The 24615-nt window shown below is 61.0% G+C and carries 18 protein-coding genes; 7 read left to right on the top strand and 11 right to left on the bottom strand.

Annotated elements, in window-relative coordinates; all coding sequences use genetic code 11:
- From GOV79_RS19365 to GOV79_RS19330, 8 genes are all read right to left on the bottom strand, one after another.
- A complete protein-coding gene (locus GOV79_RS19365; protein WP_170791354.1) occupies positions 1 to 2625 on the bottom strand; it encodes a molybdopterin-dependent oxidoreductase in 2625 nt (874 codons plus the stop codon).
- Complete coding sequence (gene nirD / locus GOV79_RS19360) at positions 2622 to 2954, bottom strand: nitrite reductase small subunit NirD (RefSeq protein WP_170754709.1); 333 nt, start codon at positions 2952 to 2954, stop codon at positions 2622 to 2624. Before nirD ends, GOV79_RS19365 begins: the two co-directional genes overlap by 4 nt.
- Positions 2951 to 5383, bottom strand: coding sequence for a nitrite reductase large subunit NirB (nirB, locus tag GOV79_RS19355; RefSeq protein ID WP_170791352.1), 2433 nt, complete (start codon positions 5381 to 5383; stop codon positions 2951 to 2953). Before nirB ends, nirD begins: the two co-directional genes overlap by 4 nt.
- Positions 5384 to 5389: 6 nt before the next feature.
- Complete coding sequence (locus GOV79_RS19350) at positions 5390 to 7075, bottom strand: ABC transporter ATP-binding protein (RefSeq protein ID WP_170791350.1); 1686 nt, start codon at positions 7073 to 7075, stop codon at positions 5390 to 5392.
- A gap of 5 nt (positions 7076 to 7080) precedes the next feature.
- Positions 7081 to 8166, bottom strand: coding sequence for an ABC transporter permease (locus tag GOV79_RS19345; protein WP_170791348.1), 1086 nt, complete (start codon positions 8164 to 8166; stop codon positions 7081 to 7083).
- A gap of 100 nt (positions 8167 to 8266) precedes the next feature.
- Positions 8267 to 9634 carry a CmpA/NrtA family ABC transporter substrate-binding protein gene (locus GOV79_RS19340; protein WP_170791345.1) on the bottom strand — a complete coding sequence of 456 codons (1368 nt, stop codon included), beginning with the start codon at positions 9632 to 9634 and terminating at the stop codon, positions 8267 to 8269.
- A 270-nt stretch (positions 9635 to 9904) separates the two neighbouring features.
- Positions 9905 to 11077, bottom strand: a complete 1173-nt coding sequence (locus tag GOV79_RS19335; protein ID WP_170791343.1) for a CmpA/NrtA family ABC transporter substrate-binding protein — start codon at positions 11075 to 11077, stop codon at positions 9905 to 9907.
- Positions 11074 to 11658 (bottom strand): ANTAR domain-containing response regulator, encoded by a 585-nt coding sequence (locus GOV79_RS19330; RefSeq protein WP_170774956.1) that lies wholly within the window; start codon positions 11656 to 11658, stop codon positions 11074 to 11076. Before GOV79_RS19330 ends, GOV79_RS19335 begins: the two co-directional genes overlap by 4 nt.
- A gap of 285 nt (positions 11659 to 11943) precedes the next feature.
- Between GOV79_RS19330 and GOV79_RS19325 the strand changes: the two genes are divergently transcribed.
- The 3 genes from GOV79_RS19325 (at position 11944) to GOV79_RS19315 (ending at position 15610) form a co-directional block, all read left to right on the top strand.
- Entirely contained in the window at positions 11944 to 13098 is a 1155-nt protein-coding gene (locus GOV79_RS19325; protein ID WP_170774954.1) for a phosphoserine transaminase, read from the top strand.
- Between the two features lie 72 nt (positions 13099 to 13170).
- Positions 13171 to 14766, top strand: a complete 1596-nt coding sequence (gene serA / locus GOV79_RS19320; RefSeq protein ID WP_170774951.1) for a phosphoglycerate dehydrogenase — start codon at positions 13171 to 13173, stop codon at positions 14764 to 14766.
- Positions 14767 to 14884: 118 nt separating this feature from the next.
- Positions 14885 to 15610, top strand: coding sequence for a metallophosphoesterase family protein (locus GOV79_RS19315; RefSeq protein ID WP_170791341.1), 726 nt, complete (start codon positions 14885 to 14887; stop codon positions 15608 to 15610).
- On the opposite strand, the gene GOV79_RS19310 is transcribed toward GOV79_RS19315, so the two are convergent.
- From GOV79_RS19310 to GOV79_RS19300, 3 genes are all read right to left on the bottom strand, one after another.
- Positions 15603 to 17114, bottom strand: coding sequence for a malonate--CoA ligase (locus tag GOV79_RS19310; RefSeq protein ID WP_170791339.1), 1512 nt, complete (start codon positions 17112 to 17114; stop codon positions 15603 to 15605). The genes GOV79_RS19315 and GOV79_RS19310 overlap by 8 nt on opposite strands.
- 80 nt (positions 17115 to 17194) lie before the next feature.
- Complete coding sequence (locus GOV79_RS19305) at positions 17195 to 17899, bottom strand: histidine utilization transcriptional repressor HutC (protein ID WP_170783130.1); 705 nt, start codon at positions 17897 to 17899, stop codon at positions 17195 to 17197.
- 24 nt (positions 17900 to 17923) lie between these two features.
- Positions 17924 to 19279, bottom strand: coding sequence for a formimidoylglutamate deiminase (locus GOV79_RS19300; RefSeq protein ID WP_170791338.1), 1356 nt, complete (start codon positions 19277 to 19279; stop codon positions 17924 to 17926).
- An 81-nt stretch (positions 19280 to 19360) separates the two neighbouring features.
- On the opposite strand from GOV79_RS19300, the gene hutI reads away from it, so the two are divergent.
- Genes hutI through hutU form a run of 4 tightly spaced genes read left to right on the top strand, consistent with a single transcriptional unit; the run spans position 19361 to position 24592 of the window.
- The gene (hutI, locus tag GOV79_RS19295; protein ID WP_170791336.1) at positions 19361 to 20569 is read left to right on the top strand and encodes an imidazolonepropionase; all 1209 of its coding nucleotides are present in this window, start codon (positions 19361 to 19363) and stop codon (positions 20567 to 20569) included.
- On the top strand, positions 20566 to 22095 hold the full coding sequence (gene hutH / locus GOV79_RS19290; RefSeq protein WP_170791334.1) for a histidine ammonia-lyase: 1530 nt from the start codon (positions 20566 to 20568) through the stop codon (positions 22093 to 22095). Before hutI ends, hutH begins: the two co-directional genes overlap by 4 nt.
- On the top strand, positions 22095 to 22913 hold the full coding sequence (hutG, locus tag GOV79_RS19285; protein ID WP_170791333.1) for an N-formylglutamate deformylase: 819 nt from the start codon (positions 22095 to 22097) through the stop codon (positions 22911 to 22913). The genes hutH and hutG overlap by 1 nt, the downstream gene beginning before the upstream one ends.
- Complete coding sequence (hutU, locus tag GOV79_RS19280) at positions 22910 to 24592, top strand: urocanate hydratase (RefSeq protein ID WP_170791331.1); 1683 nt, start codon at positions 22910 to 22912, stop codon at positions 24590 to 24592. Before hutG ends, hutU begins: the two co-directional genes overlap by 4 nt.
- Positions 24593 to 24615: the final 23 nt, after the last annotated feature.

Below are 24615 nucleotides of genomic sequence, written 5' to 3'. Positions count from 1 at the left end.
TTACTGTGCGGCCTCTTTCTGATGTGCTGACGCCAGCAGGCTCGCCAGTTCCGGACGGCAAGAACCGCAATTGGTTCCGGCCTGCAAGGCCTCGCCAATGGCTTCGACGGTCATCAGTCCTTTGGTCTCAATAGCGGTTAGGATGGTATTCACACCGACGTCGAAACAGGAACACAGAACAGGACCGGGATCGGGCCGGTCCGCAGGGGCCCGGCCTGACAGCAGGTCGGGCACCTGTGGCAGAGTCGCCAGATAGTCGCGCATCACCGCCACGGGCTCGGGAGAGATGAACAAGGCAGCGACCAATCGTCCGTCTTCGTAAAACGCCAGCCGCGCCATGCCGCGCGCTGGGTCTTCGACGATCGTTATCTGCGCCTCGGGCAATCCGAAAAGATCACGCGCGGCGGTTTGCCAGTCATCTATTGTATCCATCCCGGCCAACTCGGCGCGATAGCCGAGTTTGGTGGGGGTTTGCGCCCAATAATCGCACGAAGGCCGCATTTCGCGATCTGACACCGCAAACCCATACCATTTGGCGTCAAAGCGGGTGACGTTCACCACGGACGCTTTGCTTTCGGGCTGTCCCGAAACCGGGTCCGTCGCCGCAGCGACCACAGCGTCGATCCGGGCTGAGGGAGCGGTTTCTCCGGTCCAGTGTATAGGCGCAAAGACCTGTCCTTGTGTGACATCGCTGGTAATCCGCGCCCGCAGGATGGATGTTCCATGCGGGCTTGCGACCTGCACCAGATCGGCGGAGTTTATCCCATTGTCGTGCGCATCATCGGGATGAATGTCCAAAAACGGCTCGGGCAGATGCGCGGACAGGCGCGCCGACAGACCGGTACGGGTCATCGTGTGCCACTGATCGCGCAGCCGACCGGTGTTCAGCCAGAATGGATAACGCGGTTCTGTTTTGGCCGCAGGCGCGCGCCATGTAACTGGTAAAAGCCGCGCCTTGCCGTCGGGGTGATAGAATTGCCCATCCGCAAAGAACCGTCCGCCCTGCCGTGTGGCGGTGACAGGCCAGCGCGTTGGCTGAAGAGCGTCATAACCCACAGCATCCAAGTCGCTGAGGCCCGAGATGTCGAAATCGCGTCCAAACTTGGCGGCAATGCCGGACAAGGTTGCATACTCACGAAAAATCTCTCCGGGAGTTTGATAATCGAAGGCCGAGGCCCATCCCATCCGTCGTCCGACCTCGGCCAGAATGTCCCAATCCGCGCGCGCTTGTCCCGGTGCGGGCAGAACCGAACGTTGTCGGCTGATCGTGCGGTCGGAATTGGTGACTGTGCCGTCTTTTTCGGCCCACGCGGCCGCAGGCAGCAGCACGTCGGCCAGCCGCGCCGTATCGGTGCGGGCCGTTATGTCTGAGACCACAGTGAACGGGCAGGCGGCGATAGCATCGCGCACCGCGTCCGCCTCGGGCATTGAAACCACGGGGTTCGTGTGGATCACCCACAGCGCCTTGACGCGCCCGTCGCCCACGGCGCGGAACAGGTCCACGGCCTTGAGGCCCGGAGCCTTGGGCATGGTCGGGGCCGACCAGAAATCGCGCACGGCGGCGCGGTGATCGGCGTTTTCGATATCCAGATGGCAGGCGAGCATATTGGCCAGACCGCCGACCTCGCGCCCACCCATCGCGTTGGGCTGACCGGTGACCGACAGAGGCCCGCAGCCGGGCTTGCCGATGCGACCCGTGGCCAGATGGCAGTTCAGGATCGCGTTGACCTTGTCGCTGCCCGAACTGGATTGGTTCACGCCCTGACTGAAGATCGTAACAACCTTTTCAGTGCTCAACCACATCTGACAGAACTGCGCGATGTCGTCGGTGTCGAGACCGGTGACCGAGACATCATCGGCCAGCGCACTGTCCAGCGCCGCCTGAAAGCCGGTGGTGTGGGTCAGGTAATCCGTATCCACCAACCCGGCGGCGTCGATCTGCGTCAGCAGATGGTTGAACAGTGCCACATCACTGCCAGCGGCCAGCGGCAGGTGCAGATCGGCGCTGTCACAGGACGCCGTGCGGCGCGGATCGACAACGATGATCCTGGTGCCGCGCGCCTGCCGGGCTGCCATCAGGCGCTGATACAGAACCGGGTGGCACCACGCCAGATTGGACCCGACCAGCACAACCATATCGGCCTCATCCAAATCCTCATAGGTGCCGGGCACAGTGTCAGTGCCAAAAGCGCGTTTGTGGCCCGCAACGGTTGAGGCCATGCACAGCCGCGAATTCGTGTCGATATTGGCCGAGCCGATGAAGCCTTTCATCAGCTTGTTGGCGACATAGTAGTCCTCGGTCAACAACTGGCCCGATACATAGAAAGCCACCGAATCCGGCCCGTGCTCGGCGATGGTGTCGCGGAACCGGTCGGCAACCAGTTGCAGCGCGTCGTCCCAGCCAGTCTCTTTGCCCGCAACCACGGGTGCCAGCAGCCGCTGCGACAGGCCTACCGTTTCGGCCAAAGCCGAGCCTTTGGAACAGAGCCGCCCCTGATTGGCCGGGTGATTCGGGTCGCCGGTGACGGTCAGGCCCCCCGCGCCATCCGGTTGCAGCAGAACCCCGCAGCCGACCCCGCAATAAGGACAGGTCGAGCGCGTGATGCAGGCACTCAGGTCTTTCACGCGGCGCTCCTTTGCCCCAATGAGGTGCTGTCCAACAGGATACGCTCGCCGTCCAGCTGCACCGGATAGGTGGCGATCTGGCCTTCATCCGCGCCTTGTGCCTGACCTGAGTTCAGGTCGAATACCCAGTTGTGAAGCGGGCAGGTGACGGATTGGCCATGCACGATGCCTTCGGAGAGCGGCCCGCCCTTGTGGGGGCAGGTGTCCGAGGCCGCAAAGACCTCATCTTTGGCAGTACGAAACAGGGCGATGCAGCCCACGGGTGTTTTCACCACGCGCGCGCCGCGCAGGGGGATGTCGTCGATATGTCCGATGTCGATCCAGCTCATTCTGCGGCCTCCAGTGTCAGATCGGCCATGGGCGCAAAGCGCGGGGCCTCTTTGGCCTGCTCGGCCCATGGGTCTTTGCGATAGATGGATTGGCTGAGTTCGAACCGCTCAACCAGCGCGCGGCGGTTGTCGAGGTCATCCACCACGGTCTCCTTGATCCAGTCGAGGCTGACCTTCGCCACCCATTTATACAAACGGTCCAGATACTTACCACCCTCGCGATAGGCTTGGGTGACGGCCATCACGACCTCAATCGCCTCCTCCTCGGTTGGAACCTGCACCAGCAGTTCGGTTTCCTTGACATCCATGCCAGCCGCGCCGCCGATGCTGATCTGGAAGCCCGAGTCCACACAGACCACACCGATATCCTTGCAGGTCGCCTCGGCGCAGTTGCGCGGGCAGCCCGAGACCGCCAGCTTCAGCTTGTGTGGCGTCCATGATCCCCACAGGATTTTCTCAAGCTTCACGCCGAGGCCCGTGCTGTCCTGCGTGCCGAACCGGCAGTGATCGGTGCCGACACAGGTTTTCACCGTGCGCAGACCCTTGGAGTAAGCGTGGCCCGAGACCAGCCCGGCCTTGTTCAGATCGGACCAGATATAGGGCAGGTCCGCGCCTTTCACGCCCAGCAGGTCGATACGCTGACCACCGGTGACTTTGACCGTGGGCACATCGTATTTCTCGGCGGCATCGGCAATGGCGCGCAGTTCCGCCGGGTTGGTGATGCCGCCCCACATTCGGGGCACAACGCTGAACGTGCCGTCTTTTTGAATGTTCGCGTGTTTGCGTTCGTTGACGAAGCGGCTTTGCGGGTCGTCCTGATATTCCACCGGCCAGTCGGCCAGCAGGTAGAAATTCACCGCCGGGCGGCAGACATGACAGCCGTTGAGCGTCTTCCAGCCCAGTTCCTGCCAGACGGCTTCCTGACTTTTCAACTCTTGCGATTTGATCAGGCGGCGAACGTCTTCGTGGGTCAGGTCGCAGCAGCCGCAGATGGGCTGTGCAGTGGGCATCTGGAAGTCGTCGCCCAGCGTGACCTGCAGCAGTTGTTCGACCAGTCCGGTACACGTCCCGCAAGAGGCACTGGCCTTGGTGGTCGCCCGGATCGCGCCCAGATCGGTTGCGCCATCTGCAATGGCGGTGGTGATGTCGGATTTGCAAACGCCGTTGCAGCCACAGATTTCCGCCTCAGGCGGCAATGCTGCAACGGCTGAGAGAGGGTCCGCAGAGCCGCCTCCCTGATAGGCCGGGCCGAAGATCAGCGTTTCACGCATCTCGGACACGTCCTCGCCATCGCGGATCAGGCCAAAGAACCAGTTGCTGTCGCCGGTGTCGCCATACATAACCGCACCGACCAGCTTGTCGCCTTCGAGAACCAGCCGTTTATAGACGCCGCGCGCGGGGTCGCGGAAAACGATGTCCTCGCGGGTCTCGCCCTCGGCAAAGTCGCCTGCACTGAACAGATCACAGCCGGTGACTTTCAGTTTGGTCGACAACGAGCGCTGTTTGAACGCTGCGTCCTCGCCCAGCAGGGTCTGCGCCAGCACCTTGGCTTGGTCGTAGAGCGGCGCGACAAGGCCAAAAACCTCGCCCTGATGTTCGACGCATTCGCCAACGGCATAGATATCGGCGTCCGAGGTGATCATTTGGTCATCGACATGAATACCCCGACCCACGGCAAGGCCCGTTTCCTGCGCCAGCGCGGTGTTGGGTCGGATGCCCACAGCCATCACCAACAGGTCGCAGGGCAATTCCGTGCCGTCCTCCAACAGCAGCGCCCGGGCCTTGCCATCCTTGCCCGCGATTTCGGTCGATTTGGCATTCAGCAGAACGGTGATGCCTTTTTCTTCCAGAGATTTCTTAAGTAGGTACCCTGCGGCAGGGTCCAACTGACGCTCCATCAGATGGCCCATGATATGCACGACGGTCACGTCAGCCCCGCGCGCGGCCATGCCTGCGGCGGCCTCAAGCCCCAGCAAGCCGCCGCCGATCACGACGACCTTGTTGCCCGCGCCCATGCCCATCATCTGTTCGGTATCTTCCAGATCGCGATAGGCGATCACGCCGTCCAGATCATGTCCTGGCATCGGAATCATGAAGGGGTTCGAACCGGTGCCGAAGATCAGCTTGTCGTAGGGAACATGACCGTTCTCGCCTTCGACCACTTTCAACTCGCGGTCGATTTTGACCACTTTCTCGCCAAACCGGCAGGTGATCCCGCGTTCGCCGTACCAGGCGTCGTCATGGGTGACGATGTCCTGGTATGTCTGATCACCGGCCAGCACAGGGCTCAGCATGATGCGGTTATAATTCCCGCGCGGCTCGGCGTTGAACAGGGTGATGTCGAACGCATCGGGGGCAGCGTCGGTCAGGTGCTCCAGCACCCGGCCCGAGGCCATGCCGGCTCCGATGACAACCAATTTCTGTTTCATATCAGTTCACTCCGCGGCAATGGCTTTGGGGGCAGGGGATTTAGGCTTGGGTTTGGCCCCATGCTCGTATTCCTCAAGGAAATCCAACACCTCTTGCCGGTATTCGTAGTAATCTGGATGGGCCAGCAACGCCTTGCGGGTGCGCGGACGTGGCAGGTCGACATTGGTGATCTTGCCGATGGTTGCTTGCGGGCCGTTGGTCATCATCACCACGCGGTCGGCCAGCAGGATCGCCTCGTCCACGTCGTGGGTTACGCAGATCGCGGTGACCTTGGTGCGGGACCAGACCTCCATCAGGACTTCTTGCAATTCCCACCGGGTGAGGCTGTCGAGCATCCCGAAGGGCTCATCCAACAGCAGCAGTTTCGGCGACAGGGCAAAGGCGCGGGCGATGCCAACACGCTGGCGCATTCCGTTCGACATATCAGCGGCGGATTTGTCCATCGCGTCGGCCAGACCGACCCGTTCCAGATAGTATTCCACCACATCCTGCCGCTCGGCCTGACTGGCGCGCGGATACACGCGGTCCACACCGACCGAGACGTTTTCCTTGGCGGTCAGCCACGGAAACAGCGAGGGTGACTGGAACACAACGGCACGTTCCGGATCGGCACCCTCGACATGGCGGCCATCCAGCTTGATCGCACCTTTCGAGATTTCGTTCAGACCAGCGGCCATGGTCAGCACCGTGGACTTGCCGCAGCCCGAGTGGCCGATCAGCGAGATGAACTCACCACGGTTGAGCTTCAGATTGAAATCCTCGACCACGGTCAGCGGGCCTTTGGGGGTGGGGTAGACCTTGTGCAACTGGCTGAAATCCAGATAGCGCTCGTCGATCAGACCCGACTGCGCTTCTTTCACCGCTGCGGGGACACCGTGGATCGGGGTCACGTCGGGCAAGGTCTTGGTGCCTTCGACCTTGGCCTCGATACCCACATCCATCAGGTATTTCGTGACCTCGCCACGCAGAGACTTGAACGTCTCGTCATGATTCATGGCGGACCGGTCGCGTGGGCGGGGGATCGAGACCTTGAACTCGGTTCCCAACGTGCCATCGGGGTTCAGCGGGATGATGCGGTCGGCCAGCAGGATCGCTTCGTCCACGTCATTGGTGATCAGGACACAGGTCTTGCGGTCGGCCTCCCAGATCTTTTCGATCTCTTCCGCCAGATTGCCACGGGTCAATGCATCCAACGCCGACAGGGGCTCGTCCAGCAGCAGAACTTCGGGGTCCATCGCCAGCGCGCGGGCCACGTTCACCCGCTGGCGCATCCCACCCGACAGCTCGGCGGGGCGACGGGTCGCCGCGTGGCTGAGGCCCACCATGCGAATGTAATGGGCTACCTTTTCCTCTTTCTCGGCCTTGGGCATCTTGGGGAACACCGCGTCCACGGCCAGCCGCACATTGCCCGTGACCGTCAGCCACGGCATCAGCGAGTAGTTCTGGAAGATCACCCCCCGCTCCGGCGCGGGGCCGGTGATGGCCTTGTCGCGAAAGGTGACGTTGCCCTTGGTGGGGAATTCGATCCCCGCCATCAGGTTGATCAGTGTGGTTTTGCCGGTACCGGAAAAACCCAGCAGTACCACGAATTCACCTTCCTGAACCGAGAGGTTGATGTCTTTCAGCACATCCGTCGCAGCGGTGCCGGTGCCAAAAGATTTGCTGACATTCTTGAAGTCGATCACAGCCATTTGGGTCACCGGTTGTTTGAGAAGGTAAACAGCGACTGCAGCGCATACATCACGCGATCCAGCAGGAAGCCGATGATGCCGATGGTGAACACAGCCACCATGATCTTGGCGAGTGAGCTGGACGAGCCGTTCTGGAACTCATCCCAGACAAACTTGCCCAGACCGGGGTTCTGCGCCAGCATTTCAGCCGCGATCAGAACCATCCAGCCAACGCCAAGCGACAGACGCAGGCCGGTGAAGATCAGCGGCAGGGCCGAGGGCAGCACCAGCTTGGTGATCTTGGTATAGGTGTTCATTTTCAGAACCTTGGAGACGTTCACCAAATCTTTGTCGATCGACGCCACACCCAGCGAGGTGTTGATCAGCGTGGGCCACAACGAACACAGCGTCACGGTAATGGCCGAGATCAGGAAGGATTTTGCGAACCAGCCGTCATTGGTGACGTAAACGGCCGACACGATCATGGTCACAATCGGCAGCCAGGCCAGCGGCGATACCGGTTTGAAAATTTGGATAAGCGGGTTCAGCGCGGCGTTTGCGGTTGGCGACAGGCCTGCAGCGATGCCCAGCGGAACGGCGACGATGGTTGCGATCAGAAAGCCGAAGAACACGGTTTTGATCGAGGTCCAGATTTGGTTGTAGTAACTCGGCGCGCCGGTATAGGCGACCTCTTTGACCTTTTCGGGCTGGCCCGCGTCGATGAACTTCTGGTTGCGCTTTTCAACCATCGCCTCGAACTTGGCCTTTTTGGCGGCCTTGGCCTGTGCGTCCTTATGCAGGCTAATGGCTTCGGACCAGACCTGCGCCGGACCAGGCACTGCGCCCAGCGAGGTTTGCACCTTGGGTGCCAACGTGCCCCAGAGAACCAGAAAGGCACAGATGGCCAGCAATGGTACGACCAGCAGGCGCCAAATCTCGCCCATCTGGGCGCGCGGGTTGTCGCCTGCACCGGCCTTCAGGATGGGGGTGATCCAGGCCAAGCCCAAAACCTGAAACCATTTGTCGGCGGCGTTGATCCGGGTGAACAGGCGGGCGCGTCGGGCCTCGCGTTCAGCATCAGCGGATAGCGTATCGTGGTCGATGGCTGTCATCTTGCGGTCTCCTGGCCCGGTCGTTCAGCGCCGGACGGGGGTGGAATTCTGTGAGAGAGAAGGAAGCCCCCCAGCCACCAAGGGCCGGGAGGCAGTGGAGTTAACCCTGAACTTCGGTGCCGACGACGACCTGTTCGCCTTTCAGGCCAATCGGCAGGCTTTGCAGATAGGCGTTGGGCGTGCGGGCGTCATAGGGAATGCCGTCGATGATATCCTCGGCGGGCGTGGGGGCCTTGTAGCCGTCGCTCTCCCACGGGAAGTCGGCCTCATTCGCCAGACCCTCATCCACCAGCATTTTCGCGGCTTCCAGATAGATGTCCGGACGATAGACCGACTTGGCGACCTCGTCATACCACGCATCGGTCTGCGGCTCGGCGATCTGGCCCCAGCGGCGCATCTGGGTCAGGTACCAGATGGCGTCCGAATAGAACGGGTAGGTCGCGTTATAGCGGAAGAAGACGTTGAAATCGGGCACTTCACGTTTGTCGCCCTTTTCATATTCGAACGTGCCCGTCATCGAGTTCGCGATCACGTCGTAGTCCGCACCCACATATTCCGGTTGGCTCAGCATCTCGACCGCGGCGGGGCGGTTGGCGTTGTCGTTTTCATCCAGCCATATCGCAGCGCGGATCAGGGCTTTAGTCACGGCGCGGGTGGTGTTGGGGTACTGCTCGGCGAACTCGGCATTGATGCCGAACACCTTTTCGGGGTTGTTCTTCCACAGCTCATAATCGGTGATGACCGGAACGCCGATGCCTTTGAACACGGCCTGCTGGTTCCAAGGCTCACCCACGCAATAGCCATAAATTGTGCCCGCTTCCAACGTGGCCGGCATCTGCGGCGGAGGCGTCACCGACAGGAACACATCCGCGCCGATCTGGCCGGTTACATTCTCGGGGCTGTAGTAACCGGGATGCAGACCACCCGCCGCCAGCCAGTAACGCAGTTCGTAATTGTGGGTCGAAACCGGGAAAACCATGCCCATGTTAAAGGGCTTGCCTTCGGATTTGTATTTCTCGACCACCGGGGCCAGCGCCTCGGCCGAAATCGGGTGCTGCGGGCGGCCGTCATCCATTTTCGGGATGTTGGGCTTCATCTCTTCCCAGACCTCGTTCGACACGGTGATGCCGTTGCCGTTCAGGTCCATCGAGAAGGGAGTGATGATATGCGCCTCGGTGCCGTACCCGATAGTTGCGGCCAGCGGCTGACCGGCCAGCATATGCGCACCGTCCAGTTGACCGTCGATCACACCGTCCAGCAGGACTTTCCAGTTAGCCTGTGCCTCAAGCGTCACGAACAGACCCTCGTCCAGAAAATATCCGTTCTCATAGGCGACGGCCAGCGGGGCCATGTCTGTCAGTTTGATAAAGCCAAAGGTCAGCTCGTCCTTCTCCAGCTCCAGCGTTTCGGCCAGCGCGGGGCTGATCAGGGCGGTGGTGGCGACAAGGCCTGCAAGCAATTTCTTCATGTGGGTCTGTCCCTTTCTTGGTCCCGGTCTACCGGGTGGGTGAAAAACAAAAGCCGCTGCACGCTCTGACCGGGAGGATTGGCCAGAGAGTGAGCGGCTTTGCTCAGTCGTTCCCAAACTTTGGGAGGAATTCTTGCGGCACACGCCTTTGCGTGCCGATGAGTTCAGAGTGGTAAATGCGCCGCTGCCGATCAAGTGATTTTGCTGCGATGCGGCGTTAAATTCTGCAATCGCGCGGTGCGGCGCGCGCGTCTGCCTAATTCTTGGGCGTCAGATATCCTGAGGGTCAAAAATGCGCCCATCCAAGAACGCATCCCGCTTCAGCGACAGCTGCCCGTTATGGGACGCAACCGGTGTGGTTTCACGAATCGCGCCCTCAAGTTTTTCCGAGGCACCGGGCAGATCCGCCCCCAACCCTGCCAGTTGATTGCGGTAGATATCGCTGCGAAACACGCTGCCCGCTTGGGCCAGCGCCAGATGCGGGTCCAGACCGTATCGTTGCGCCAGACGGTGGGCGATCCACTTGGCCTGACTGCGCCATGGGAAGTTTGCGGCCCCGTCGTGGAACTCGATAAATCCCGGCACCTCGCGCTGTTCGGCGTGGCCTGTGATGGTAAAGCGCCCCGAAAGCGCCCGGTCGATCAGTTCCGAAGGCAGGTTCAGATAGGTGTCTCGGGCAAGGATTTCAGCGGCGGCGGTGTGGCTGCCCGGCTGGCCCAGCCAGCGCCCGGCGCGCCAGACCGCTCGCATCAGCTTGCCCAGCAGGTGCGGCTCGGTATCCGCCCAGTCGGTGCGCACGGCCAGCACCTTTTCCGGCGCAAAGGCCCAGATCGCCTGACCGGGCAGCAGTAACGCCCCCGCCTGCGATTCCACGGCGACCGAGCCCCAGGGCTCGCCCACACAGAACGCATCCACATCGCCCTCGGCCAAAGCCTGCGCCATCAGGGGTGGCGGGATGGTGCGCACCTCGACCCCGATTTTGGACAGTTCGGTAGCCTCAAGCCAGCAATGCAGCAGTTCCACATGCAGCGAGAACGGGAAGGGCACGCCGAAGACCAATGGCCCATCCGCGACCGAGGCCAGCGCGGCGGCGGCCTTGAAGGGGTCGCGAAAGTCGAACTCATAGCCTGCGTCGCGTAGGCGGGTTTCCAACGTGCGGCTAACGCCGATCACGTCGCCATTCACCGACAGGACCGAGACGGCGGACAAGGGTTGTGTGATCCCGCCCAGCCCCAAGGCCATTGCAACAGGGACCGGCGACAACAGCTGCGCCGCGTCCACCCGCCCAAAGGCCAACATATCGCGCACCGACGACCATGAGGGCGCTGCGATCAGGTCCAACTCGACTCCTTCGGCGCGGGCCAGACCCATCTCATGCGCCACGATCAAGGGGGCGGCGTCTACCAGCGGAACATAAGCAACGGGCAGGGTCACAGCGTTCATGACAACAGCCCCGAGGCCGTGACCAGCGCCTCGGCCACATCAGCGACGCGGCGGCCCTGATCCATCGCGGCTTTGCGTAGCAGGGCATAGGCCTCTTCTTCCTCGACCCCGCGCGCCTTCATCAGCAGACCCTTGGCGCGGTCGATCACCTTGCGTTCTTCCAGCGCACGTTTGGTCTCGGCCAGTTCACGGCGCATTTGCCGGACGATCTGGAACCGGGCGATGGCCGCGTCCAGCACGGGCTTCAGCCGATCCGGTTGCATGCCGTCGACGACGTAGGCCGACAGCCCCGCCTCAATCGCGGTCGAGGTCAAATCGCCCGCCGCGCCCGAGACAAACATGGCTACTGGCCGTTCCAGTGGCCCGGATGCAAGGGTCAGTTCCTCAAGCATGTCGCGGGTCGGGTTGTCGATGTCGATCAGCACCACATCGGGCACCAGCGCGGCGATCTTGCGCGCAAGGCTCGAGACATTGCCGATCACATGCACATCATAAGCCCCAGACGCCTTGAGCGCATCGACGATGGCAATCGCGCGCTCGCGGTCTTCTTCTACAACGACAATGGTCAGGGTGTCAGGCATGGCACCTTTTCACTGCGCCGATGTCTGATCACAAGGGTTCCCGGCCTATTCCGTCACGATCCGCGCGTGACTGCCCAAAAAACAATCAACTGCTCACCGAGTCGCGTTAACGGACTGCAAATCTTTCGCCTATCGGAAACTCATGACCGCGGATGGGGTGAAATTGAATGTCGTTTTTCGACTTCGAAGAGTCTTTTCCGCTTGCTGCGACGCGGCAGGCTTTCTAGGTGTGGCGGCGGGACACCCCTCCCCAACGAGGGGCGTGTATCTGGAAGGGTAATACAGATGAGCACAAATACACCGGCAACGCGGCCGGCGAATCCGCGTTTTTCCTCTGGCCCCTGCGCCAAACCCCCCACATTCGAGCTGAACAAGCTGGCCGACGCTGCATTGGGCCGGTCGCACCGTGCTGCGGTGGGCAAGGACAAGCTGAAGGCGGCCATCGAAGGCACGCGTGAGGTGTTGGGCATTCCGGCGGATTACAAGATCGGCATCGTTCCCGCCTCGGACACCGGCGCGGTTGAGATGGCGCTGTGGTCGCTGTTGGGCGAACGCAAGGTCGAGATGCTGGCCTGGGAAAGCTTTGGTGCCGGTTGGGTCACGGACGTGGTCAAGCAATTGAAGATCGACGCCGAGGTGAAAACCGCCGAGTATGGGCAGATCGTTGATCTGGCCTCGGTCGATTTCGCCAATGATGTGGTATTTACGTGGAACGGCACGACCTCGGGCGTGCGGGTTCCCAATGGCGACTGGATCGCGGATGACCGTCAGGGTCTGACGATCTGTGATGCGACTTCGGCTGCATTTGCGATGGACCTGCCGTGGGACAAGCTGGATGTGACCACGTTCAGCTGGCAAAAAGTGCTGGGTGGTGAAGCAGCGCACGGGATGCTGATCCTCAGCCCGCGCGCGGTTGAGCGGCTGGAAAGCTACACCCCCGCATGGCCGCTGCCCAAGATTTTCCGCCTGACCAAAGGCGGCAAGCTGATCGACGGTATCTTTACCGGGGCCACGATCAACACGCCTTCGATGCTGGCGGTCGAGGACTACCTGTTTGCGCTGGACTGGGCGCGCTCGGTCGGTGGGTTGCAGGGCCTGATTGCCCGCGCAGATGCCAATGCTGGAGCGGTTCATGCCTTTTGCGATCAAAACGACTGGATCGCCAATCTGGCCGAGGATGCGGCGACGCAATCGAATACGTCGGTCTGCCTGAAATTCACCGATCCGCGCATTCAGGATGGGACGACATTCGCCAAGGCCGTAGCCAAACGGCTGGAGGTCGAGAATATCGCGCTGGATATCGGTGCATATCGCGATGCCCCCGCGGGCCTGCGCATCTGGTGTGGCGGCACGGTCGAGACCTCGGACATTCAGGCCATGCTGCCGTGGCTGGCCTGGGCCTTTGAGGCCGAGATCGCTGCGCAATCGGCAGCCGCCTGACAAGATTTTTCGACGAAAAATCTGGGCCCGACTGTGGCCCGGATACTTTCCCAAAATTTAAGGACCAGAAATATGGCCCCCAAAGTACTCGTATCTGACAAGCTCAGCGAAACCGCCGTGCAGATTTTCCGCGATCGCGGCATCGACGTGGATTTCATGCCCGATCTGGGCAAGGACAAGGATAAACTGGCCGAGGTGATCGGTCAGTATGACGGCCTCGCTATCCGTTCCGCCACAAAGGTCACGCCGACCCTGCTGGAAAAAGCCGACAATCTGAAAGTTATCGGCCGCGCTGGGATTGGCACCGACAATGTCGATAAGGAAGCAGCCAGCAAAAAGGGTGTGATCGTGATGAACACGCCGTTCGGCAACATGATCACAACGGCCGAACACGCCATTGCGATGATGTTCGCCGTGGCGCGGCAAATCCCCGAGGCCAGCACCTCGACCCATGCGGGCAAGTGGGAAAAGTCCAAATTCATGGGGATTGAGCTGACCAACAAGACTCTCGGCGTCATTGGCGCAGGCAACATCGGCGGCATCGTCTGCGAACGCGCGCTGGGCCTGAAGATGAAGGTCGTCGCCTATGATCCCTATCTCAGCGAAGAGAAAGCCGCCAAGATGGGCGTTGAAAAGGTCGAGTTGGATGACCTGCTGGCCCGCGCGGATTTCATCACGCTGCATGTTCCGCTGACCGATCAGACCCGCAACATCCTGAGCCGTGAGAATCTGGCCAAGACCAAGAGAGGCGTGCGCATCGTCAACTGCGCCCGCGGCGGTTTGGTCGACGAAGACGCGCTGGCCGAGATGCTGCAATCGGGCCATGTGGCCGGTGCCGCCTTTGACGTGTTCAGCGAGGAACCGGCCAAGGAAAACGCTCTGTTCAACTTGCCCAACGTCGTCTGCACACCGCATCTGGGGGCAGCTACGACCGAGGCGCAGGAAAACGTGGCGCTGCAGGTGGCCGAGCAAATCTCGAACTACCTGCTGACCGGGGCGGTTGAAAACGCGCTGAACATGCCGTCCGTGACCGCCGAAGAGGCCAAAGTCATGGGGCCGTGGATTAAGCTGGCTGGGCATCTGGGCAGCTTCATTGGGCAGATGACGGATGAGCCGATCAAGGCGATCAACATCCTTTATGATGGTGTCGCCGCTGAGATGAACCTGGCCGCGTTGAATTGTTCTGTCGTTGCGGGGATCATGAAAAAGGTCAATCCCGATGTGAACATGGTGTCCGCACCGGTGATCGCGAAAGAGCGCGGGGTTAAAATCTCGACCACCAATCAGGACAAGACCGGCGTTTTCGATGGCTATGTGAAGGTCACTGTTGTCACCAGCAAGCGTGAGCGTTCGATCGCTGGGACTGTATTCAGCGATGGCAAGCCGCGGTTCATTCAGATCAAAGGCATCAATATTGATGCCGAGGTCGGGGCGCATATGCTCTATACCACCAACGAAGACGTGCCGGGCATCATCGGTACGCTGGGTCAGACCATGGGCGAGAACGACGTGAACATCGCGAACTTTACCCTTGGCCGGTCCGAAGCGGGCGGCGAAGCGATCGCGCTGCTGTATGTGGATGAACCTGTCCCGGCCGAGGCCCGCGCAAAGTTGGCCGAAACGGGGCTGTTTACTCAGATCAAACCTTTGGAATTTGACGTGGCCTAGTAGGCAGTGTTGAATTTCTGAGACTATCCCAACCCGTGCCACCTAAGGCGCGGGTATTTTCTTTGTCAGGGGCGGTTTTCGCGTCACAAGGAAAGTGATTTTCGACCCGAGGTTTTTCATGACGTCTGCCATTTACGCCATTGGCGATATTCACGGCCAGCTTGAGATGTTGCAAACCGCCCTGCTCCGGATTGAGGCGGATGGAGGCCCAGATGCGCGAGTCGTGTTTCTGGGGGATTACGTGGATCGTGGGCCGAACAGTCGCGGGGTGCTTGACCTGTTGATCGAAGGTCAGCGTGCAGGACGCAACTGGGTCATGGTGCGGGGTAATCACGACCGGATGATGGCGCGGTTCGTGCAGGATTGCGAGGTCGCCGACAGCCATCTGCCCGTTGCGTTCAGCTGGTTGCATCCGCGTTTGGGCGGGCGCGAGACGTTGGCCTCTTACGGTGTGGATGTCACCGACAATGACCGTATCATCTATGTTCATCAACGCGCGGTCGAGGCTGTTCCACCGCAGCATCTGGATTTCCTCAATGCTCTGCCGAACTATCACCAAGAGGGCGAAATGCTGTTCGTTCACGCGGGTATCCGACCGGGCCTTCCGCTGGAGCAGCAATCCGAGAATGACCTGATCTGGATTCGCAACGAGTTTCTGATCGAAGCCGCGCCGCATCCGTGGCTGATTGTCCACGGCCACACACCTGTCGATCAGGCCGAGCATTGCGGCAACCGTGTCAATCTGGATGCGGGCGCAGGTTATGGCCGTCCATTGGCCACGGCGGTGTTTGAGGGGCGTAAGTGCTGGCTTTTGACCCCAAACGGACGCGTGCCGCTTAGGTAAACAGGTCGGCGAAACGCGCGCGCAGGGCGTTTTTCTGCACCTTGCCCATCGTGTTACGCGGCAGCTCGTCCAGAACGATCAGTTTGCGGGGATGTTTGAAACGCGCCAGTTCGGCCTGCGCACGGGCCATGATCGCGTCCAGATCAGGGGTCGCGCGGGGTTCCGCCACCAGCAGGCCCACGGGGGTTTCGCCGAAATCCGGATGCGGTACGCCGATCACCGCGCTTTCCAACACGCCGGGCTGGTCGTCCAGCAGCGTCTCAAGTTCCTTGGGATAGATGTTGAACCCGCCCGAGATGATCAGATCCTTTCCGCGTCCGACGATATGGACATAGCCATCCTCATCCACTCGCCCCAGATCGCCGGTGATGAAAAACCCATCCTCGCGCAGCTCGGCGGCGGTTTTCTTGGGCATTTGCCAATAGCCCTGAAACACGTTTGGGCCGCGTACTTCGATCATGCCGATCTCGCCCTGCGGCAGGGTTTCGCCGCTTTCGGGGTTGGTCACTTTCAATTCGACATCGGGCAGGGGGAAGCCAACCGTGCCCGCGCGACGCTCGCCGTCATAGGGGTTTGAGGTGTTCATGTTGGTCTCGGTCATGCCGTATCGTTCAAGGATGCGGTGGCCGGTGCGTGTTTCGAACCGCTCATGGGTTTCCGCCAGCAAGGGGGCCGAGCCCGAGATGAACAGTCGCATATGCTGAGCCAGATCACCGGTGAACCGATCATCCCCCAACAGGCGGGTGTAGAAGGTCGGCACCCCCATCATTGAGGTCGCCTGCGGCATCAGGCGCAGCACATCGTTCAGATCGAACTTCGGCAGAAAGATCATCGACCCTCCCGAGGCCAGCACCACATTGGTCGCCACAAACAGCCCATGTGTATGGAAAATGGGCAAGGCATGCAGCAGCACGTCTTCGGCTGTGAACCGCCACTCCTGCACCAATGTTTCCGCATTCGATAGCAGGTTGGCTTGAGACAGCATCGCGCCTTTGGACCGCCCGGTGGTGCCGGAGGTATATAGGAAGGCGGCCAGATCGTCCTCGGTCCGGCGCGCGGGCTCGAACGCGGGCAACATCCCCAAAGCGCGCCGCATCAAACTGCCCGAGCCATCGGCATTCAGCGTCTCGAGCCGCGCTTCTTGCATCTTGGCCAGCGGTGCCAGGGCGGTTTGGTTCGCGTCGTCGCACACAACCAGCGATGCGCCGCTGTTTTCGATGAAATAGGTTAGCTCGTTGACGGTGTAGGCGGTGTTCAGGGGCAAAAAGACCAACCCGGCCTGCGCGCAGGCGGCATAGAGTGCCAAGGCCTCGGGCGATTTTTCGATCTGAACGGCAACCCGGTCGCCCGGTTCCAACTCGTAACCAACCAGCGTGTTTGCGAGCCGCGCCGCCATATCAAGGAATGCGGCATGTGTGATAACCTCGCCATCCGGCAGATGCAGAAACGGCGTGTCCTTACCTGCGTGAATGCCAAACAAGCGGTCGTATAGCGGGTTTGCCATTCTGTCTGCCTTTGTCAACGGAACTGTTGCCTGCGAATCTGGCGTGGATTGGCACAGTGGTAAAGCCCAATCTGACGCGTTTAGAACTGGGTGGTCATCCGGTATCCGGCGCCGAAATACATTTTGGCGTAGGTGACGGGTTGCCCCTCCAACCATGTGATGCGTTCACCGGTAAACACCGGCTCACCTTCAGGCAGGTCCAGAAAACGGGCGACGGTCGCGTCCGCCCGGCTGGCTAGAAAGCTGAGTTCCACATTGGTGAACGGCACAGTCTGGATCAGCCACTCATTTGGGCCGATTGCCGAAAAATCCGCCTGCGCTACTTGCGGCACGCTGTCCACTACAATCCATCGGTCTTCGTATTGAAACGGGGTATTGCCCGAAAAATGCATGCATCGCACATGCACGGTGCTTTGGTCGGGCCGCAAAGCAAGACGCGCGGTCAGCCAATCCGGGGCGACAGTCGTCTCGGCTGAGACCAGTGCATAGCGATAGGTTCCACCGGTCGCTTCGACCTCGTCCCGGACCATGGGTATGCTGAACCGGGCCTGCCGCTGAGGCGCGCTAAGCACACGGGTGCCAGCCTTGCGGCGGCGTTCCAGATAGCCTTCATCCGCCAGTTCTCGCAAGGCGCGGTTGACGGTGGTGCGGGTACAAGAGAACTCGGCCGCCAAATCCTGTTCGTTGGGTAACAGCGAGTCGGGCTGCCATTCGCCCGAGCGGATGCGCGCCAAAACAGTTTTCTTGATGTCTTTGTAGCTGGTGGTCTCGGTTGATTGCGGCATGTACCCTCGGTTTTCGGATGCGTTCTAGACCGCGGACAGAAGATCGGCAATTCCTACCCTGTAGGCAGAAATGATCTGGTCGCGGTTCACGTGGCGGCCTTGCCGCACCATATGCCGCCCGGCAGACCACAGATCGGTCACGACCCCGTCAGGGGCGGCGAAGCACAAGCCGTCCAGCAACTGATCGTCGGTCAATGCGCAAAGGGTCGGATGGGTGCGGTCGATGGCGACCATATCAGCCAGCTTGCCCACCGCAATCTGCCCTGCATCCCGCGATAGGGCCTGTGCGCCACCCTCAGCTGCGCCGGTATAAAGCGCGTGGCCCACCGATCCGGCCTGCTGAACCAGAACCGTGCGTTCCCGGTCGCGAAGGCGTTGGGAATATTCCAGCATCCGCAATTCCTCGGACAGGGAAATCCGGACGTTCGAATCCGACCCGACCCCAAACCGTCCGCCCGCCTGCATATAAACCGCGCCGTTGAAGATCCCATCACCCAGATTGGCCTCGGTGATCGGGCAGAGCCCGGCAACAGCGCCCGAGCGCGCCATGGCCTGCGTTTCCGCATCGGTCATATGGGTCGCATGGATCAGGCACCAGCGGTCATTCACATCGGCATTGTCTAACAGCCAAGACACGGGCGTCGCGCCCAATGCGGTCTGAACATCCCGCACCTCCTGCGTTTGTTCGGCAATGTGGATATGTACCGGGCCTTGCGGTGCCGCTTGCAACAGGGTCTGCAAGTCGGACGCAGAGGTCGCACGCAGGGAATGGGGCGCAATGCCCACAAGGCTGTCGGGATGCGGGGCCCCTTTGCGGCAATCTTCGACCAGGCGCAGATAGGCGTCCACGCTATGACCGAACCGCAACTGCCCGCCCGCAAGCGGCTCTTGCTGAACGCCGCCATAGGTGTAAAGCACCGGGAGATGGGTTAGGCCTATTCCGGTCTGTTGCGCAGCGGCAAATATACGTTGGCTCAGTTCCGAGCGGGTCTCGTAGGGCTGCCCGCCGGGTTGGTGGTGAACATAGTGAAATTCACCGACCGAGGCGTAGCCTGCCTCTTGCATCTCTATGAAAACCAAAGCTGCGATGGCTTCGATCTGGTCGGGCGTCAACCGGTCCAGAAAGCGGTACATCAGGGTGCGCCATGTCCAGAAGCTTTCCCGCCCGTCGGCGCGGGTTTCGGTCATTCCGGCCATGGCGCGTTGAAAGCTGTGGCTGTGCAGGTTAGCCAAAGCGGGCATCAGAACGTCCACCTGATCGTCCTGCGGCTGAGGCCGCGCGCCGGTTTCGATCCAACTGATCCGGCCTTCTTTCACCTCGACCCTAATGTCCGAGACCCAGTCAGAGCCGATCAGGGCGGTTTTGGCGTGCACAGTCATCGGGATTCCATTTTGTGTAGACTTTATTATTTTATAAGTATACGTAAAAAATAACGAGAAAGGGAGCCCAAAAGAATCCTCATGGTAAAAAAATCGGTTCTTCTAAGTGCGCATATGGCAACCATGGTTGAGGGCACGGGGCCGTACGGCCTGTGTCAGAACGCGGCAATCGCTGTCGACGGGGGGCGGTTCGTCTGGGTGGGCGCTCGGGCGGATATGCCCTCGGAATATGCGGATTGGCCGATTCAGGATTTTGGCGACCGGCTGATCACGCCAGCCCTGATTGATGCGCACACGCATGTGGTGTTCGGTGGCAACCGCGCCGCCGAGTTCGAGATGCGCCTGAACGGGGCCAGCTATGAGGAGATCGCCCGCGCCGGAGGAGGGATTCTGTCCACCGTGACCGCCACGCGTTCAGCCAGCCAAGAGGCGCTGCTGGCAGATGCCCTGACGCGCGTGGATGCACTGCTGGCCGAGGGGGTCAGTTGTATCGAGGTCAAGTCCGGCTATGGCTTGGATGTCGCGACCGAGCTTAAGATGCTACGCGTTGCACGGCGGATCGGGCAGGCCCGGCCGGTGCGGGTCAAGACCAGCTTTCTGGGCGCACATGCCGCGCCGCCGGACTACCGCGCGGATCCCGACGCCTATTTGACCAAGGTTTGCATTCCCGCCCTGCGCAAGGCCCATGCCGAAGGTCTGGTTGATGCGGTGGACGGGTTCTGTGAGGGCATCGCTTTCAACCCGAGCCAGATCGCTAGGGTGTTCGATGTGGCGCGGGAACTTGGTTTGCCCGTCAAACTGCACGCCGAGCAACTCTCCAATCTGGGCGGCGCCAAATTGGCCGCAGCCTATGGGGCGCTGTCGGCGGATCATGTGGAATATCTGGATGGCGATGGCGTCTTGGCCATGGCGGAAGCGGGTACGGTTGCGGTTCTTCTGCCCGGCGCGTTCTATACCTTGCGGGAGACCCAGAAGCCTCCGGTCCAAATGCTGCGTGACCGAGATGTTCCGATTGCGCTGGCGACGGATTGCAATCCGGGCTCGTCACCTTTGGCCTCGCTTTTGCTGACTATGAACATGGCCTGCACCCTGTTCCGCTTGACACCGGAAGAGGCGTTGGCCGGTGTAACCCGAAACGCTGCGCGCGCTTTGGGGCTGGCGGATACCGGGCAAATTGCGCCGGACCTGCGGGCTGATCTTGCGGTCTGGGATGTTTCTCATCCGGCGGAACTGGCTTATCGCATTGGCTTCAACCCCTTGCACGCGCGCCTGTTCGGAGGATCGGAATGACCGAGCTGACCCTGACCCCCGGCGCGGTCACTCTGACCGATTTGGCGCACGTGTATTGGCAGGATGCCACCGTGACGTTGGACCCCGCATGCAAGCCTGCGGTCGAGGCCGCAGCCCACCGCGTGCAGGCCGCCGCGCAAGGCGCAGACCCTGTCTATGGCGTCAATACCGGCTTCGGCAAACTGGCCAGCCACAAAATCGTGGCGCAGGATACGTCTACCTTGCAACGCAACCTGATCCTCAGCCATTGCTGCGGGGTTGGCCCCGCAATCTCGCGCCGCGTGACCCGGTTGATGATGACGCTCAAGCTGTTGTCCTTTGGCCGTGGGGCCTCGGGCGTGCGGTGGGACTTGATCGAGCTGCTCCAGCAAATGCTGGCACGTGGTGTGACACCTGTCATCCCGGCGCAGGGATCGGTCGGGGCATCGGGCGATCTGGCCCCTTTGGCCCATATGACCGCCGTGCTGATCGGTGCAGGTGAGGCCGAAGTGGACGGGACGGTCCTGCCGGGGCTTGATGCGCTCAAAAAAGTCGGGTTAGAGCCGATTCAACTCGGTCCGAAAGAGGGGCTGGCATTTATTAATGGGACCCAGTTCTCGACAGCATTTGCGCTGACAGGGCTGTTTCAGGCCTGGCGTGCAGCGCAAAACGCTTTGGTGGTGTCTGCCCTGTCGACCGACGCAATCATGGGCTCGACCGCGCCGTTGCGTCCTGAAATCCACACTTTGCGTGGGCATCGGGGCCAAACCGAGGCGGCCAGCGCCATGCGTGCGGTTCTGGACGGGTCAGAAATTCGCGAAAGTCACCGTGATGGCGACACGCGGGTTCAGGACCCTTATTGCATCCGTTGCCAGCCGCAAGTCACGGGCGCGGCCATGGATGTGATGCGCCAAGCGGCGGCCACGCTTGAAGTCGAAGCCAACGCCGCCACCGACAACCCGCTGGTTCTGGAGGACGCGATTGTCTCGGGCGGGAATTTTCACGCCGAGCCCGTGGGCTTTGCCGCCGACATGATCGCATTAGCCCTGTCCGAGATCGGAGCCATCGCGCAACGGCGCATCGCCCTGATGGTGGACCCGGCGCTTAGTTTTGATCTGCCGCCCTTCCTGACGCCCGAACCGGGGCTGAACTCGGGCCTGATGATCGCCGAAGTGACAACGGCGGCGCTGATGAGCGAGAACAAGCATCTGGCCAACCCTTGCGTGACGGATAGCACGCCGACCTCGGCCAATCAGGAGGATCACGTCTCGATGGCGGCCCATGGCGCGCGACGGCTGACGCGGATGGTCGAAAACCTGAATTATATTCTTGGGGTCGAGATGCTGTGTGCAGCCCAAGGCGTGGAATTCCGCGCCCCCCTGACAACAAGCGCCCCGTTGCAGCAGGCCGTAGCCCGGCTGCGCGCCGATATCCCGGCGCTGTCCGAGGACCGCTATCTGGCGCCAGAGCTTGAACAGGCGAAGGTGCTGATTGCCGATGGGTGCGTGTTGGACGCGGTCAAACAGCCCATGCCGGAGTTGTTCTGATGCAGGTGGTTTCGGTCCGTTCCAGTGACAGCCCGATTGTGCTGGGTCAGCCTCATGGCGGAACCCTTGTGCCCGATGACATCGCAGCGCGGTTGAACGACATTGGCCGGGGGCTTGCGGACACGGATTGGCACATCAACAGGCTCTATGATGGGGTATTTACGGATGCGACGGTAGTGCAGTCCAATATCCATCGCTATGTCATCGACGCAAATCGCGACCCCGACGGTGTGTCGCTCTATCCCGGTCAGAACACGACGACGCTGGTTCCGCTGACCGATTTCGACGGTCAACCGATCTGGGCCGATGGGCAAGAGCCCTCAGCGGATGAAATCGAATCCCGGCGTCACGCCTATCATGCGCCTTATCACGCCGCGCTGCTGCAAGAACTACACCGCGTGCGCGCGCGTCATGGGGTGGCGATCCTGTTCGATTGCCACTCTATCCGGTCCCGAATTCCGTTTCTGTTCGAAGGGGAATTACCCGTTTTCAACACCGGCACGAATGACGGTCAAAGTTGCGCACGCGTCATCGAACAGGCCGTGCAAGGGGTGGCTGAGGGTGCCGAAAGGATGCCCGCGGTGCTGAACGGACGCTTTCGCGGTGGTTGGACAACCCGCCACTATGGGCAACCAGATCAGAATATCCACGCGATCCAGATGGAGTTGGCGCAGCGCTCTTACATGGACGAAGCGCCGCCATGGACGTGGCGCGCGGACCGGGCTGCGGCCTTACGGCCTTATCTCACCGACATGCTCACCCGCCTCAATGACCTCGCCCGATCGGGAGCACTGACCAATCAAGGAGCCCAGACATGAGCGATCCACGCAAAAACACCCGTGATATCTATCCGCCCACTGGCCCCGAGCTGAACGCCAAAAGCTGGGTGACCGAAGCGCCTTTGCGGATGCTGATGAACAACCTGCACCCGGACGTGGCCGAGAACCCGCATGAGTTGGTGGTTTATGGCGGGATTGGTCGCGCCGCACGTACATGGCAGGATTTCGACACTATTGTAGAGGGTTTGAAGGATCTGGAAGAGGACGAGACTCTGATTGTCCAGTCCGGCAAGCCCGTGGCCATCATCCGCACCCACAAGGATGCACCGCGCGTTCTGATCGCCAATTCCAACATCGTGCCGCATTGGGCCAATTGGGATCACTTCAACGAACTCGATAAGAAGGGCCTGATGATGTACGGCCAGATGACGGCCGGCTCGTGGATCTATATCGGCACGCAGGGCATCGTTCAGGGAACCTATGAGACCTTTGCCGAGGCCGGGCGTCAGCACTATGGCGGCGACCTGACCGGCAAGTGGATTCTGACCGGCGGCTTGGGTGGTATGGGCGGCGCGCAGCCTCTGGCGGCCGTCTTTGCCGGGGCTTGTTGTCTGGCGGTGGAATGCAACCCCGACAGCATCGACTTCCGCCTTCGCACCAAATACCTGGATGAAAAGGCCGAGACGCTGGACGAAGCGCTTGAGATGATCGACCGCTGGACCAAAGCTGGTGAGGCGAAATCCGTCGGTCTGCTGGGCAATGCCGCCGAGGTTTTCCCCGAGATCTACCGTCGCATGGCCGAGGGGGGAATGCGCCCCGATATCGTCACCGATCAGACCAGCGCCCATGATCCGATCAACGGCTATTTGCCCATCGGCTGGTCCATGGCACAGTGGCGGGAAAAGCGTGAAACTGAGCCTAAGTCGGTGGAAAAAGCCGCACGTGCGTCTATGAAACAACATGTCTCGGCCATGGTTGATTTCTGGAATGCAGGCGTGCCGACGCTGGATTACGGCAACAACATCCGGCAGGTGGCGCAGGATGAAGGGCTGGAAAACGCCTTTGCCTTCCCCGGTTTTGTACCTGCTTACATACGCCCGCTGTTCTGCAAAGGGATCGGCCCGTTCCGCTGGTGCGCCCTATCCGGCGACCCCGAAGATATCTACAAAACCGACGCCAAGATGAAGGAACTGTTCCCAGAAAACGAGCATCTGCACCGCTGGCTCGATATGGCGCAGGACCGCATCGCATTTCAGGGTCTGCCCGCGCGCATCTGCTGGATCGGGCTTGGGGATCGGCATCGCGCTGGGCTCGCCTTCAATGAGATGGTGGCTAATGGTGAACTAAAGGCCCCCGTGGTGATCGGGCGGGATCACTTGGACAGCGGTTCTGTTGCCAGCCCGAACCGCGAGACCGAGGCGATGTTGGATGGCTCGGATGCCGTCAGCGACTGGCCTTTGCTGAATGCGTTGATCAATACGGCCAGCGGGGCGACATGGGTGTCGCTGCACCATGGCGGCGGCGTTGGCATGGGCTTCAGTCAGCACGCGGGTGTGGTGATCTGCGCTGACGGGACCGAGGACGCCGCGCGGCGGCTCGAGCGGGTGTTGTGGAACGATCCGGCCTCGGGCGTGTGGCGTCATGCGGATGCGGGGTATGAGGCAGCGAAGGATTGCGCCCGTGCGCATGGGCTGCGGTTGCCGGGTATTCTGGGCTAGGGCGCATCTGTCCTCTGGCGAAA

Source organism: Ruegeria lacuscaerulensis (assembly GCF_013034745.1).
GTDB lineage: Bacteria > Pseudomonadota > Alphaproteobacteria > Rhodobacterales > Rhodobacteraceae > Ruegeria > Ruegeria lacuscaerulensis_B.
Note: the sequence above shows the minus strand (reverse complement) of the source record. Positions and strands in the feature narration are given on the sequence as shown.

Coding starts and splice junctions, on each gene's coding strand:
- nirD (WP_170754709.1), bottom strand. CDS start 2,954: ATGAGCTGGATCGACATCGGACATATCGACGACATCCCCCTGCGCGGC.
- nirB (WP_170791352.1), bottom strand. CDS start 5,383: ATGAAACAGAAATTGGTTGTCATCGGAGCCGGCATGGCCTCGGGCCGG.
- GOV79_RS19350 (WP_170791350.1), bottom strand. CDS start 7,075: ATGGCTGTGATCGACTTCAAGAATGTCAGCAAATCTTTTGGCACCGGC.
- GOV79_RS19345 (WP_170791348.1), bottom strand. CDS start 8,166: ATGACAGCCATCGACCACGATACGCTATCCGCTGATGCTGAACGCGAG.
- GOV79_RS19340 (WP_170791345.1), bottom strand. CDS start 9,634: ATGAAGAAATTGCTTGCAGGCCTTGTCGCCACCACCGCCCTGATCAGC.
- GOV79_RS19335 (WP_170791343.1), bottom strand. CDS start 11,077: ATGAACGCTGTGACCCTGCCCGTTGCTTATGTTCCGCTGGTAGACGCC.
- GOV79_RS19330 (WP_170774956.1), bottom strand. CDS start 11,658: ATGCCTGACACCCTGACCATTGTCGTTGTAGAAGAAGACCGCGAGCGC.
- GOV79_RS19325 (WP_170774954.1), top strand. CDS start 11,944: ATGAGCACAAATACACCGGCAACGCGGCCGGCGAATCCGCGTTTTTCC.
- serA (WP_170774951.1), top strand. CDS start 13,171: ATGGCCCCCAAAGTACTCGTATCTGACAAGCTCAGCGAAACCGCCGTG.
- GOV79_RS19315 (WP_170791341.1), top strand. CDS start 14,885: ATGACGTCTGCCATTTACGCCATTGGCGATATTCACGGCCAGCTTGAG.
- GOV79_RS19310 (WP_170791339.1), bottom strand. CDS start 17,114: ATGGCAAACCCGCTATACGACCGCTTGTTTGGCATTCACGCAGGTAAG.
- GOV79_RS19305 (WP_170783130.1), bottom strand. CDS start 17,899: ATGCCGCAATCAACCGAGACCACCAGCTACAAAGACATCAAGAAAACT.
- GOV79_RS19300 (WP_170791338.1), bottom strand. CDS start 19,279: ATGACTGTGCACGCCAAAACCGCCCTGATCGGCTCTGACTGGGTCTCG.
- hutI (WP_170791336.1), top strand. CDS start 19,361: ATGGTAAAAAAATCGGTTCTTCTAAGTGCGCATATGGCAACCATGGTT.
- hutH (WP_170791334.1), top strand. CDS start 20,566: ATGACCGAGCTGACCCTGACCCCCGGCGCGGTCACTCTGACCGATTTG.
- hutG (WP_170791333.1), top strand. CDS start 22,095: ATGCAGGTGGTTTCGGTCCGTTCCAGTGACAGCCCGATTGTGCTGGGT.
- hutU (WP_170791331.1), top strand. CDS start 22,910: ATGAGCGATCCACGCAAAAACACCCGTGATATCTATCCGCCCACTGGC.